The organism is Massilia sp. UYP11 (assembly GCF_050434805.1).
Taxonomy (GTDB): domain Bacteria; phylum Pseudomonadota; class Gammaproteobacteria; order Burkholderiales; family Burkholderiaceae_D; genus Telluria.
In genome coordinates, this window is the sequence record NZ_JBNDJE010000001.1 from 385720 (window position 1) to 398768 (window position 13049).

10 protein-coding genes are annotated in these 13049 nt (G+C 69.0%); 4 read left to right on the forward strand and 6 right to left on the reverse strand.

Going from position 1 to position 13049, the window contains the following annotated elements; genetic code table 11:
* Positions 1-81 precede the first annotated feature (81 nt).
* The 3 genes from prsK to ABIB38_RS01745 are packed head-to-tail and all read left to right on the forward strand — an operon-like array spanning position 82 to position 4990.
* Positions 82-2184 (forward strand): XrtA/PEP-CTERM system histidine kinase PrsK, encoded by a 2103-nt coding sequence (gene prsK / locus ABIB38_RS01735; protein WP_429201217.1) that lies wholly within the window; start codon positions 82-84, stop codon positions 2182-2184.
* Between the two features lie 14 nt (positions 2185-2198).
* Positions 2199-3563 carry a PEP-CTERM-box response regulator transcription factor gene (gene prsR / locus ABIB38_RS01740; RefSeq protein WP_429201219.1) on the forward strand — a complete coding sequence of 455 codons (1365 nt, stop codon included), beginning with the start codon at positions 2199-2201 and terminating at the stop codon, positions 3561-3563.
* A complete protein-coding gene (locus tag ABIB38_RS01745) occupies positions 3560-4990 on the forward strand; it encodes a right-handed parallel beta-helix repeat-containing protein (protein ID WP_429201221.1) in 1431 nt (476 codons plus the stop codon). The genes prsR and ABIB38_RS01745 overlap by 4 nt, the downstream gene beginning before the upstream one ends.
* A gap of 12 nt (positions 4991-5002) precedes the next feature.
* Here ABIB38_RS01745 and ABIB38_RS01750 read toward each other — a convergent pair whose 3' ends face one another.
* The 6 genes from ABIB38_RS01750 to ABIB38_RS01775 all read right to left on the reverse strand — a co-directional run bounded on the left by ABIB38_RS01750 (position 5003) and on the right by ABIB38_RS01775 (position 11826).
* A complete protein-coding gene (locus ABIB38_RS01750; protein ID WP_429201222.1) occupies positions 5003-5917 on the reverse strand; it encodes a hydrolase 1, exosortase A system-associated in 915 nt (304 codons plus the stop codon).
* A complete protein-coding gene (locus tag ABIB38_RS01755) occupies positions 5907-6758 on the reverse strand; it encodes a hydrolase 2, exosortase A system-associated (RefSeq protein WP_429201224.1) in 852 nt (283 codons plus the stop codon). Before ABIB38_RS01755 ends, ABIB38_RS01750 begins: the two co-directional genes overlap by 11 nt.
* Complete coding sequence (locus ABIB38_RS01760; RefSeq protein WP_429201225.1) at positions 6755-7003, reverse strand: acyl carrier protein; 249 nt, start codon at positions 7001-7003, stop codon at positions 6755-6757. Before ABIB38_RS01760 ends, ABIB38_RS01755 begins: the two co-directional genes overlap by 4 nt.
* Before the next feature lie 43 nt (positions 7004-7046).
* Positions 7047-8507: an oligosaccharide flippase family protein gene (locus tag ABIB38_RS01765; protein ID WP_429201227.1), complete on the reverse strand. Its 1461-nt coding sequence runs from the start codon at positions 8505-8507 to the stop codon at positions 7047-7049.
* Between the two features lie 158 nt (positions 8508-8665).
* Positions 8666-10843 carry a hypothetical protein gene (locus tag ABIB38_RS01770; RefSeq protein ID WP_429201229.1) on the reverse strand — a complete coding sequence of 726 codons (2178 nt, stop codon included), beginning with the start codon at positions 10841-10843 and terminating at the stop codon, positions 8666-8668.
* Positions 10844-10866: 23 nt separating this feature from the next.
* A complete protein-coding gene (locus ABIB38_RS01775; RefSeq protein ID WP_429201231.1) occupies positions 10867-11826 on the reverse strand; it encodes a hypothetical protein in 960 nt (319 codons plus the stop codon).
* 226 nt (positions 11827-12052) lie between these two features.
* On the opposite strand from ABIB38_RS01775, the gene ABIB38_RS01780 reads away from it, so the two are divergent.
* Positions 12053-13039 (forward strand): hypothetical protein, encoded by a 987-nt coding sequence (locus tag ABIB38_RS01780; RefSeq protein ID WP_429201233.1) that lies wholly within the window; start codon positions 12053-12055, stop codon positions 13037-13039.
* Positions 13040-13049: the final 10 nt, after the last annotated feature.

A 13049-nucleotide genomic window follows, 5' to 3' on the forward strand; every position in this document is an offset into this window, starting at 1 on the left:
CCCGGAAGGCGCCAGGGCCGGGCATCGGTGTGATCTCCTCACCCGGATTTTTTCAATGCACGTTCTCATGGATGGCGCACGTTGACCAGCATTGCCGTCTATAGCTATAGCGTCGCCGCCATCGGTTTCTTCCTGCTGATCGGTCTCCTGCTGACGATCTGGCGCGGCCGCAGCCACGTCGCGCCGATCGCGATCGCCTGCGCGCTCACCGCGCTCTGGTCCGGCGCCCTGGCCATGGAAGCCGCGTCCGGCTTTAGGCTGTGGTCGGTCTGGACCGACAAGCTCGAGATCCTGCGCAGCGGCGCCTGGTGCGTCGTGCTGGTGCTGTTACTGGGAAACTACAGGGATCCGGGCAGCCGCTGGCCATTCGGCCTGCGCACGCCGGTGTTTGTCGGCGGCATGGTCTACCTGGGCCTGCTGCTGGCGACGGCGCTGCTGCGCACCGACCTGATGCTCAATGTCGACGGCATGCTGCCGAACGTGACGGCGCGCGTGTGCCAGGCGGTGCTGGGCATGCTGCTGGTCGAGCAGGTGTACCGCAACAAGACGGTGCAGGAACGCTGGGCCATCAAGTTCGCCTGCCTCGGCATCGGCGCCATGTTCGCCTACGACTTCTATATGTACAGCCAGGCGATGCTGTTCCACGAGATGCACCAGGACACCTGGGCCGCGCGCGGCATCGTCAACGCCCTGGCCATGCCGCTGATCGGCACCGCGGTCAAGCGCGGCACCTCGCGCGCCAATGCGCTGGCGCTGTCGCGGCGCGTGATGTTCCATTCGACCGCGCTGTTCGGCTCCGCGCTGTACCTGTTGGCGATGGGCTTCGCCGGCTACTACCTGCGCTACTTCGGCGGCAGCTGGGGCGGCGTGATGCAGGTCGTGTTCCTGTGCGGCGCGCTGCTGGTGCTGGCCGGCACCCTGTTCTCGGGCACGTTCCGCTCCTGGCTCAAGGTCTTCATCAGCAAGCATTTCTACAGCTACGGCTATGACTACCGCGAGGAATGGATGCGCTTCACGCGCACCCTGTCCGAGCACAGCGCCAATATCGGCGAGCGTGCGATCGAGGCGGTCGGCGCCCTGGTCGAAAGCCCGGGCGGGGTGCTGTGGCAGCGCCGCGACGGCGAACCCGACGGCGCCGGCGCCGGCACCTATCGCCCGGTGGCCGGCCTGCAGGCCGCCAGCAGCGCCGTCGAGCCGGCCGATTCGAAGTTCTGCCGCTTCCTGGAAACCACCCAGTGGGTGATCGACCTGCGCGAATACAAGTCCTTGCCCGAGAAGTACGGCGACCTCGAACTGCCGGCCTGGCTGAAGGAGTTCCCGCGCGGCTGGCTGGTGGTTCCCCTGATGATGCACTCGAAACTGTTCGGCTTCGTGGTGCTGCAGGATGCGCGCAGCACCGTGGCCCTGAACTGGGAAGTGTTCGACCTGCTCGAGATCGCAGGCAGCCAGGCCGCCAGCTACCTGGCGCAGCAGGATGCCGCCGACGAATTGATGGTGGCGCGCCAGTTCGACTCGTTCAACCGCATGTCGACCTTCGTGGTGCACGACCTCAAGAACCTGGTGTCCCAGCTGTCCCTGATGAACGCCAACGCCGAAAAGCACCGCGACAATCCGGAGTTCCAACGCGACATGCTCGACACGGTCGACCATTCGATCCAGAAGATGACGTCGATGCTGCAGAAACTGAGCCGCAACGATGCCCCGGCGCGGCCGCGCGCCTTGTCGGTCGAGGCCGTGGTGCGCCAGGCGATCGCGCTCAAGAGCGCCCTCGAGCCGCATCCGCTGCTGCAGGTCGAGCAGCAGGGCCTGATGGTGCTGGCCGACCGCGAGCGGCTCGAGCGCGTGCTGGGCCACCTGATCCAGAATGCGATCGAAGCCACGCCCAAGAGCGGGCGCGTCAACGTGAGCATTCGCCGCCAGGGCAACCGGGTGGCGATCACGGTGGCCGATACCGGCGCCGGCATGACCGAGAAATTCATTCGCGAGCGCCTGTTCAAGCCGTTCGAATCGACCAAGCCGGCCGGCATGGGCATCGGCGTGTTCGAGAGCCGCGAATACATCAATGAACTGGGCGGCGCGCTGGACTTGACCAGCACGCCCTCGGTTGGAACCACTTTTACCGTCACCCTGCCGTTGTACCACGAGGCCGGCATCGCCGCCGGCGCCGTCGATCGCGCAGCGTGAACTGAGGAATAGCCGTGACCCAAAATAAACCGAAACTGTTGATCATCGAGGACGACCCCGGTCTGCAAAAGCAGCTGCGCTGGAGCTTCGATGCCTATGACGTGGTCGTCGCCGGCGACCGCGAGAGCGCACTGGCGCAGATTCGCCGCCACGAGCCGGCGGTGGTCACCATGGACCTCGGGCTGCCGCCCGATCCGGACGGTTCGACCGAGGGCCTGGCCACGCTGGAGCAGATCCTGGCGCTGGCGCCGGACACCCGCGTGATCGTCCTGACCGGCAACCAGGAGCGCGCCAACGCGGTCAAGGCGATCGCCATGGGCGCCTACGACTTCCACCAGAAGCCGTGCGAACCCGAGGTGCTGAACCTGGTGATCCAGCGCGCTTTCTTCCTGCACAACCTGCAGATGGAAAACCGGCGCATGCAGTCGAACCAGGCCGATTCGCCGATGGCGGGCGTGATCAGCCGCGACGCCGGCATGCTCAAGGTGTGCCGCAACATCGAGAAGGTGGCCCCGACCTCGGCCTCGGTGATGATCCTGGGCGAATCGGGCACCGGCAAGGAAGTGCTGGCGCGCGCGCTGCACGCGCTGTCGCCGCGCGCCAAGGAGCGCTTCGTGGCGATCAACTGCGCCGCGATTCCGGAGAACCTGCTCGAGAGCGAACTGTTCGGCTACGAGAAGGGCGCCTTCACCGGCGCCGCCAAGCAGACCAAGGGCAAGGTCGAACTGGCCAACGGCGGCACCTTCTTCCTCGATGAAGTGGGCGACCTGCCGATGCCGCTGCAGGCCAAGCTGCTGCGCTTCCTGCAGGAGCGCGTGATCGAGCGCATCGGCGGCCACGAGGAAATCCCGGTCGACGTGCGCATCGTGTGCGCCACCCACCAGAAGCTCAAGGAATTGTGCACCACCGGGCGCTTCCGCGAAGACTTGTATTACCGCCTGTCGGAGATCGTCGTCACGATCCCGCCGCTGCGCGTGCGCCAGGGCGATGCGGCCCTGCTGGCCCACCATTTCAAGAACAAGTTCTGCGCCCAGGAGTCGCGCCCGACCCTGCACTTCGCGCCCGACGCGATCGCCGCGATCGAGGGCTACGAGTGGCCGGGCAATGTGCGCGAGATGGAAAACTGCGTCAAGCGCGCCGTGATCATGGCCGACGGCCCGACCATCGTGGCCGACGACCTGGGCCTGCCCGACCATGGCGCGCAGGTCGAGCAACCGCTGAATTTGCGCCAGGTGCGCGACGAGGCAGAGCATGCCGCCATCGTGCGCGCGCTGGCGCGCGTGGACGGCAATATCGTCAAGGCCTCCGAGATGCTGGGCGTGAGCCGCCCGACCCTGTATGACATGATGAACCGGCACGGCATCAAGAGCAGCGCATGAGGCGTGGCGCGCGGCTGGCGCTGGCCGCACTGGCGGCCTGCGTCGTGCTGGCCGGCTGCGGCATCGCCGCGACGCTGTTCGCGCTTGAACGCGCTGGCGTGATGCCGCGCGCGCTGGCGCCGTATATCGAAAAGCGCAGCAGCGGTCACAACGCGGTCATCACCGGCGCCGGCCGGCTCGCCAGCGATGTCTTGCTGACGCTGGACCGCGGCGCACCGGCCAGGGCCGGTCTCGACGGCCTGCGGCTGGGCGCCCAGCCGCAGGCCGCGGGCGCGCCCGGGCCCGCGGCCGGCCTGGTGCGCGACGTCGCCGCGCTGCGCGCCGCCATGGCCGCGGCTGCGCCCGGCGCCACGATCACGCTGGCGCCGGGAACCTACCGCATCGTGAACCGCTCGCTGGAAGCCGGCAGGCCCGGCGCCGCCGGAGCGCCGGTCGTGGTGCGCGCCGCACAACCTGGCACGGTGACCTTGCTCTCGCATGTCACGATCGCGATCCGCGTCAGCGCCCCGCACTGGCGCTTCGAGAACCTGGCCATCGACGGCGCCTGCCGCCGCCACGACGACTGCGAGCACGCGTTCCAGGTCACCGGCGCGGCCAGCCACTTCGCCGCCGTCAACAACCTCGTCCAGGGCTTCAATGCCCATTTCAAGATCAACGGCGCCGGCGGGCGCTTTCCCGACCATGGCCTGATCGAGGCGAATACCCTGTCCAATCCGGCGCCGCGCGCGACGCGCCGGCCAGTGACGCCGATCGACCTGGTCGCGGCCAGCGACTGGACGGTGCGCGGCAACGTCATTCGCGACTTCGTCAAGCTGCAGGGGAACCGGGTCAGCTACGGGGCCTTCGCCAAGGGCGGTGGCAGCGGCAACGTCTTCGAGCGCAACCTGGTGTGGTGCGAGCAGACGCTGGCAGGCCAGCCGGGCCAGCGCGTCGGCCTGTCGCTGGGCGGGGGCGGTACGGGCGCGCGCTTCTGCCGTGACGGACGCTGCGTCACCGAGCAGGAACGCGGCGTGCTGCGCGCCAACCTGATCGTCGGCTGTTCGGACGTCGGCATCTACCTCAACAGCGCTTCCGACTCCCGCATCGAGGACAATACCCTGATCGACACGGCCGGCATCGATGTCCGTTACGCCACCAGCAGCGCGCGGCTGGACGGCAACCTGGTCGATGGTCCGATCCGCAGCCGCGATGCCGGCCTGCTGCACCTGGGAGACAACCGCGATGCCGGCCTGTGGCGCTCGTACGTGGGCTGGCATCCGGTGCGCGCGCTGTTCGCAGCCCCGGGCGAAGGCGATTTTCGCTGGAAAGACGAGGCGCCGGGACGCACGCAGCCGCGCCGCGATGGAGTCGACCTGTGCGGCGTCGCGCGCGCCACGGTGGGCGTCTATGGCGCCTTCGACGATTTCGGCGCCTGCCGGCGCCGCTGAAGAGTTAGAGCCTTACCAGGAACGCAGCCACTCGCTGGTCCAGCGCGCGACCTGGTCGCGCCAGGCCCGCCGCGAGAAGGTATGGTCGGCGTCGTCGATCCGGCGCCGCGTCACGCGCGGTGGAGCGAGTATGCCGCGCCAGGCGAGGTCGGCATCTGCCAGGTCGCAGAACTCGCGCGCGGTCAGGTCGGCGCCGGCGATCACCAGCAGCACCCGGCCCCGGAAATCCTGCAGGCCGGCGCGCATCCGCTCGGGCAGCGAAGTCGTTGCGGGGGCGCCGGCGGCGGCGGCAGGCATGGGCTTGCCCCTGGCCTTGCGCAGCAGCGCCAGCAGCGAGGCCAGCGAGCGGCGCCAGTCGAGGCCTCCACGCAGCAGCTGTTTCCAGAAGGCGGGATCCTTCAGGCGCGCGCGGTAGTAGTGGCGCAGCGTGGCGCGCGCCAGGCCGTCCTCGGTGCGTACCCAGGGATTGAGCAGGACCAGGCCGGCCACGCGCGCGTCGCGCGCGGCGTATATGCCGATCGCCGAGGCGGCGTCGCACAAGCCCCATAGCACCACTTCGCGCAGCCCGGGGACGGCCGCCATGAAGGCGTCGATGGCGGCGCGCAGGTCGTCGTCGACGTCGTCGAAGGGGCGCGCGGCGCCTTCGCTGTCGCCCATGCCGCGGTAATCGAAGCGCAGCACCGGCACGCCGTCGCGCGCCAGCTCGCGTGCCAGCAGCGTGAACTGGCGGTGGCTACCGGCGCGGTATTGCGGCCCCCCGACCACCACCAGCACCCCGCGGGTGGCGGATGCCGCCTGGCCAGGCAGGCTCAGGATGCCGTACAGGCGTTCGCCGCCGCAGCCGAAGGCGAGCGCGCGCTCTTCGAGGCCTTCGTCGATGTTCGCGCCGGCTTCCATATGCGTTGTCTCCACGCCTTCAATGCCCATGCAGTCTTGCCTCCAGCGCGGCCACCCCGGCATCCAGCCAGGCCGCGTTCTCGGTGATTTCGGTGGTGGTCCAGAACGGCGCGCCATGGACCGGGTGCAGGCGCAGGTCGACGCCGTCCGTCCGCCAGGCGGCGGCGGCGCGCGCAGCGCCGGGAGCCGCTTCGGCGCCGGGCTGCATCACCGCTTCGATCCAGTCGACCGGGCACGCAGGCCGGAATGCGTCGAGCGGGTCGAGCGCGTCGAGCGCGGCCGCCAGGCGCGGATCGAGGTCGTAGCCCGCGATCTCGAGCGTCTCGCCGGCCTGCAGCGCCGCGCGCAGCGCAGTGGTACTGGCGCCGGGGCCGGCGTCGCCGTCGGCCAGCAGCGCCCCGGCCAGGCGCAGGCGCAGGAACTGGGTCAGATACGCGCCGCCTTTCAGCACCGGCTGCCACAGCAGCATGCCGGCCACCGGATGCGCGGCCGCGCGCGCGTAGTCCAATGCCAGCAGGGCGCCCAGGCGCAGGCCCCACAGCCGCAGCGGCGCGTCGGTTCGCTCGCGCAGCCAGGCCGCGGCCAGCGCCAGGTCGGCCTTCCACAGTTCCCAGCGCGCGTCGCCGAAGTCGCCGCTGCTGTCGCCGCAGCCGGCCAGGTCGATCTGCAGCACGGCGTGGCCGGCCGCGGCGAAGGCGCGCGCCTGCAGCGCCGCCATGCGGCGTGCGCGGTTCATCTCTTCGGCGAAAGGATGCACGTACAGCAGCGCGCCGCGCGCCGGGCCGGCTGGCGGGTGGTAGAGGCAGAAACGCTGTCCGCCGTCCGCCTTCAGGAAGAAGGGCTCGGCCGGCGCGCCGGCGGCGTCCTTCATGCGCCGCGCTTGGCTTCCACGAAGGCGGCCAGGCTGCCCAGGGTGGAAAAGGTGCTGGCGCTGATGTCGTCGTCGTCGATCGCGATGTCGAAGTGTTCTTCCAGGGCGGCGATCAGGCTGATCACCGCCATCGAGTCGAGTTCCGGCAGCGCGCCCAGCAGCGGCGAGTCGGCGGTCAGGTCGCGTCCGGCGTCGCCCAGGCTGAGGACGTCGGTGAGGATGGTCTTGGTTTGGTCGAGGTACATGTGGATTCCATTCACGGAAGGCGCCGCGCCTGTGCGGGCGCGCCTAAGGGTTGGGGCGCAGCAGCGCCAGCCGGTTCTTGATCGGCGCCGCCAGCCGGTGCACTTCGCCGACCAGTTCATGGCGCGTCAGGCGCAGCAGCAGGTACCAGACCGCGGCCAGCAGCGGCGCCATCACGAGCAGGCGCAGCATCGGCGCCAGCGACGACGGCAGCAGCATCGCCAGCAGCATACCAGCACCGACGCTGCCCAGGGCCACCAGGGCGCTCGGCGCCAGCGCGCGCAGCAGGGGCAGCATGCGCAGGTCGAAATAGCGCTTCTGCTGCATCGCGCGCAGCGGCAGGCTCACGATCGTCGCCAGGAACAGCGCCCAGGCAAAGCCGGCCAGGGAGCCATCGTACATCAGGACGCCGAACAGGATCCGCGCCAGCAGCATGCCCAGCACCGGGACCGCGCTCAGGTAGGGGCGGCCGATCGCGGCCACCGCCATCGAGATATAGTTGAACATCATGATCGCGGCCGCCGCCAGCGTCAGCGGCAGGATCGCCGGCACCGCCTCGAGCCAGGTCGGACCGTACAGGGCCAGTACGATGTCGTGGCCGAGCACCGCGGTCAGGCCCAGCGCGGTCCAGCCGACGCCGGTAAGCAGCAGCGTGGCGCGCGTGATGACGGGGGCCAGCGACTCGCCGCGGTGGTGGATCTGCGACAGGTAGGAGACGGCGCCATAGTTGACGGTGGAGCCGGCCACGTGGATGAAGATCTGGACCGTGGAGTTGGCGCGGCTCAGCAGGCCGACCTGGGCCGCCGACCCGAGCTTGCCGAGCAGGACGTCGGGAATCGCGTTGTTGACCGCCACCGCCATGTTGGATACCAGCGAGCCGACGCCGAAGTGCGCCACGCCGCGCCAGTGCGAGAACGACGGCATCCATGGGACGTTACGCGGGCGCATCGGGATCAGGGCCAGCATGCAGGCCAGGATGTTGATCAGGTTGGCCCAGGCCAGGCTCATGCTGCCGAAGCCGAGCTTGGCCAGCACCAGGCAGCTGACGCAGAAGCTGATGGTGCCGGCCGCGTTCACGATTGCCTGCTTCTCGGCCGCGAATTCGCGCGACAGCAGGGCATTGGTGACCGAGCCGAACGGGATGAAGACGAAGCCGAGCGCCAGCACCTGCATCACCGGCACGATCTCGGGTTCGGCAAACCAGTCGCCGAGCGCGTCGCTGGCCAGGTACAGGCACAGCGCGATCAGCCAGGACGACGTGAAGACCACCCCGCTGGCCGAGCGCAGCTTGTCGGGCGTGAGGTTCGGTTCGCGCTGAAGATAGCCCGACACGCCGAAATCGCGGAACACGCCGGCCAGGTTCACGAACACCACCGTCATCGAATAGACGCCGATCTCGCTCGGGCTCAGGATGCGCGCCAGCAGCACGCTGACCAGGAACTTGAGCATGGTCGCGCCGGACGACGAAAAGAAATTGATGATCAGCGAACGTCGCAGATTTGCCATGGCCATGGGGAGGTGAACGCAGCCGCCTCGTTCAGCGGGCGGGAGCGGGACACGGCGATTGCGGCGCCGCATCGGTTGCTGTAATGCACGACATTATATGCGGCATTGCTGTGGACAGATGCCCGCACGATACATTTTTGACAATGGTGTGGCGATGCTCAGCGGCGCGGGACGATCGCCCATTGCGGCGCCCTGGCATAGTCCGGCTTGTCGGCGCGTGCGTCGAAGCGCTTCCAGGCCTCGGCCGCGTTGTCGATGCCCGAAGTCGCCGCGACGGCGAGCGCCGGCTGCATGTTCGCCGGGAATCCCATCGGCGAATCGGCATAGCCAGACATGCGCCCGGGCGTCCACGTGCGGCGGTAGACCTTGGTCAGCCAGTCGGCCTGGGCCTGGCTGGCGCAGGGCTGGTCGATGAAGCGGGCGCCGTCCGGGTGGCTGGCGCGCTTGCCATCGTCCTTGCGATAGGAGTCGCGATCGTAATTGGCCCGGTACAGCTCTGCGAAGCTGTCGTACAGCGGTCCCCGTTCCTTGTCGTCGGGGCGGAACTTGAGGAAATAGGCGGCGCCTTCGGTCCAGCAGAAGCCGGGCGCGGTCATGCGTCCCACCGGGTAGGCGGCTTTCCAGCGCAGGATCGGGGTCGCCTTGGCGAAGCCGAGTTCGGCCAGGTGGCCGAAGCTCCAGGTCAGGAAGTCGTCCTGCCACGGGGCCGAGTTCTTGACCCGGAACGCGCCCTCGCCCGAGCCGTCGTAGACGCCCAGCTTGTTCGGCCGGCCGGCCACGTAGGTCGCGTGGTAGAACGCCAGGTTGTTGTCGAGCTGCTTCGTGAAATAGGCTTTCAGTGGATGGGCGTCGGGCGTGATGTAGGCGGCGTGGCCGAGCGTGCGTAGTGACCAGGCCTGGCCGCGCAACTGCTGCCAGCGCACCAGGCCCTGGCCTTTGCCGGAATTTGCCGGATCGGTGCCGAGCGGGTTGGTGGCGGCCCAGAACTGCAGCTCTTCGAGATAGTAGTAGTCGCCGGTGAGCAGGTAGGGCAGGTAGGCCAGCGAGGGCTGGTGCGCGGTGTCGTTGGTGTACGGCGTCTTGCACAGGTTCTTGCCGGCGCAGCGCGGCACCGGCAGCGGCCCCTTGTGCGCCAGGTTCATGTGGGTCGAGATGTCGCGGTTGGCCGGCGTGTCGGTGCGCACCGGGTAGCCGGTGCGCTCGTCGCGCAGGTGCACCGACCAGCTGCCCGATCCTTCCGCCGCCGCCATCATCGCATCGCGCGCACGCACGTCGGTCGACAGCAGGTAGTGCACCGACCAGGAGGGCAGCGGACCGATGTCGCCGCGGCCGCCGGAGGTCGGCATGTAGGCCATGACGGGGCCGATGCGCATCGGGCCGGTGTTGTCGGGCTTCAGCCGCTCCGCCAGGTTGGCCAGCGCCCGCTCGTCCGGCTTGATGGTCTGGTCGTAATTGGGCACGGCCCCGCTGGCGATCAGGTAGGCGCCGTTTGGCCGCACGTGGATCGCCGGCGCGCGCGTTTCGTTCCACCAGGCCAGCTGGCGCCAGCGCGCATGGCGGTAATGGGTAAGTCCGGCCTGCTGGTAGACCTTGCGCCCGCCGACCTCGACCTCGACGTCGTATTCGACGTTGCGCGCGCCGGCCTGGAAGGTCTTGGTGTTCTCGACCACGACTTCGACCCGCGCCTGTTTTTCCAGGCCCGGATACCAGCGCACCGCGAAGCTGGCGCCCAGCAGCGGGTGGGCCGAGCCGCTCGCCGACTTGAGCGGAACGGCGCCGCGCCACTCCCTGGCCACGGCGCCGTCCAGCCAGGCGCCGGCGTTTGCGCCCCTGGACGCGCCCTTGGCCGCGGCCAGCGCATCGGCCAGGGTAGCGCGATACACCGCGCCCTCCGTCCGGATGTCGATGCTGGCGCTCAGGCCATCGGCGAGCAGGCGCTCGATGCCGGCGCCGCCGGCGCGGGCCGGCTTCGCCGCAGCTGCCTTGACCAGCTCCAGGCTGGCCGTGGCGCGCGCCTTCAGCTTCGGCAGGATGCCGGAGACGATCGCGTGGCGTACCGAGCCGTCCGGATGGGTGGCCTTGACGTCGGCCTGCAACGGCAGCATGTTGCCGTCGCCGAGGCGCGCGGCCAGTCCATCGTTCTTGCCGAGGCTCCCGGGGGCGAACACCTGGCCGAAGGTGAACGGCACCTCGGCCTGGTCGGCGCCCAGGTTCTGGATGCGCACGCCGGTGATGGACTCGGCCGCGGCGGCCGGGGCGGCCAGCACGGCCAGTACGGCCAGGCAGGCCAGCGCGCAGGCCGGGCGGGGGACGAAAGCGGACAGGGGACCGAGCATGGCGAATCCGGGAAGCGGCCGGTTCAGCCGGCCGGGGTCGACTGCGCGAGCGTGACGCCGGCGGCGTTGCTGCTACCGATCATGCGGATAGCGTCGCGCGAGGTTGCTTCATACTGGCCGCTGATGAAGCGCATCGACCCGATGAAGTGGTAGAACGCAGTCTCGGAGGTCGCGCAGTCGGGGGTGCCGTATTTGGGGAACGGCAGCGAGCGGGTGCCCGGGGCGTTGGCCACCAGGTAGTTCGACGTCACCTGCTCGGTGCCCCAGCGCGTCCAGTCGTTGCCCAGCTTGGCGGTCATGCGGCGCGAGAAGTCGGTCATGCTGTCGCGCATGGTCTGGGAGCGCGGGAAACCGGTGAATCCGGAACAGCCGCGCACGTAACGGGCGTCCTGCGGCAGGCCGACGTTGACCATCTCGCTTTCGGTGACGGTCTGGATGTGGGCGTCCGGCTTGAGGAAGGCCAGCGCGCGCTCGCGCACCTCGGACAAGTGGCGGATCGGGGTGTCCGGCATTTCTCCCAGCACGAAGCCGGCGCCGTTGCGCACCGCCTCGAGCACTTCGGGAATCGGCTGCGTCGTCACGGTGTCGGCATCGAGCTGGATGACGTAATGCTCGCGCACCAGCCCGGCGATGGCGTACAGGCGTTCCCAGGTGCCGCCGCGCGGGATGTCGGGATGGGTGAATTCGTCGGCCGGGCGCAGTTCGATGTGCGGCACGTGCTGGCGCAGCAGGGCCTGGTCGTGGTCGCTGATCGACGGGTCGCACACGACCACGATCCGTTCCGGGTTCAGGAAATGGACGAAGGACTTGACTGCCACCAGGTAGGCCTGGACGTCGCGTGTGTGGACCATCGACAGCAGCACGAACGGCAGGCTGCCGCGTTCGACTGGGCGGGTCGACAAGATCTCCTGGATCACCTTCTGGTGCCGCGCGCGGAAATAGTCGCGCTTGAGACGTGCGACCATCCTATTAAATAAAGACATCCCTACTGGCTCCTGTATCGGCATTCAAGCGGGCTGGCGGGGCCAGCCCTGGACGGGTGATGCGGCTGAGCATCGCATGCTGCTCTTGCCTTCCTTGCAATGACGCGCAATTATTATATGCTGCAACATCCCGGCGCACGCGTTCCATGCTGCATTTTTGTCATCAGACATTAAATGTTGTCATTCTGAATGATGCGCGTGCCTGCCAACCTAGCATGGAGAGCGAGTGAGTAGTCATCCCGTAACATTTTTCCTGCCCGATGCGCAACAGGTGGCGCAGTTCCAGGACGCCGACCCGGATCGCGACTGGGCGCTGTTCAATACCGGCGTGCATGTCTGGGTCGGCCAGACCTATCTGCGCCTGAAGCGGGCCGGACATCCGGTGCTGCTGGCGGCATCGACGCCGCGCGCAGGCGTCGTGGTCGCCCATGCCGACCACGTTCCGGCGCTGCTGCGCCAGCGCGGCTGGCTGTCCCCGCTGACCATCGTGGCGGCGCGTGCCGACCGTCCGCGCCAGCCGTATGCCGACGTCGAGGTGGTGCAGAACGCCGCCTCGGCAACGGCGGCCAATGTGTTCCATGTCCAGCACTGGCCGCAGCCGGGCCTGGTGGCGCGCGATCCCTGCCGCGGCGACGCGGTGCGCACGGTCGCCTTCAAGGGGACGGTGGGAGAGATGACGCCCGAATTGGCCGCGCCGGCGTGGGCTGACGGACTGCGCGGGCAGGGCATCGAGTGGCAATGCGACGCGGTCGCGTGGGGCGGCAATGCCGCCGCCTACCAGACCAGCTGGAACGACTACGGCGCCATCGACGTGATCGTCGCCATGCGCAAGGACTTGTCTCACCTGCATGTGAAGAAGCCGGCCAGTAAACTGATCAATGCGTGGCTGGCCGGGGTGCCGGCCATCCTGGGGCCGGAACAGGCCTACCGCGAGCTGCGCCGCTCCGAGCTCGACTACATCGAGGTCGCGTCGGCCGGCGAAGCGGCGGCGGCGCTGGCGCGCCTCGCGTCGGATCCGGCGCTGTACCGCGCCATGGTCGAGAACGGGCGCCGGCGCGGCCAGGAGGTGCGGGCCGAGGCCTGCACCGCGGCCTGGGCGCGGCTGCTGTTCGAGACCGTCCCCGCGCGGCATCCGCCGGCTCTGGCCCGGCTGGGCTGGCGCAGCCTGCGCTGCCGGGCCGCAGCCTGGCGCGCCCGGTCGACGGCGCGATAGCGGCGGCGCC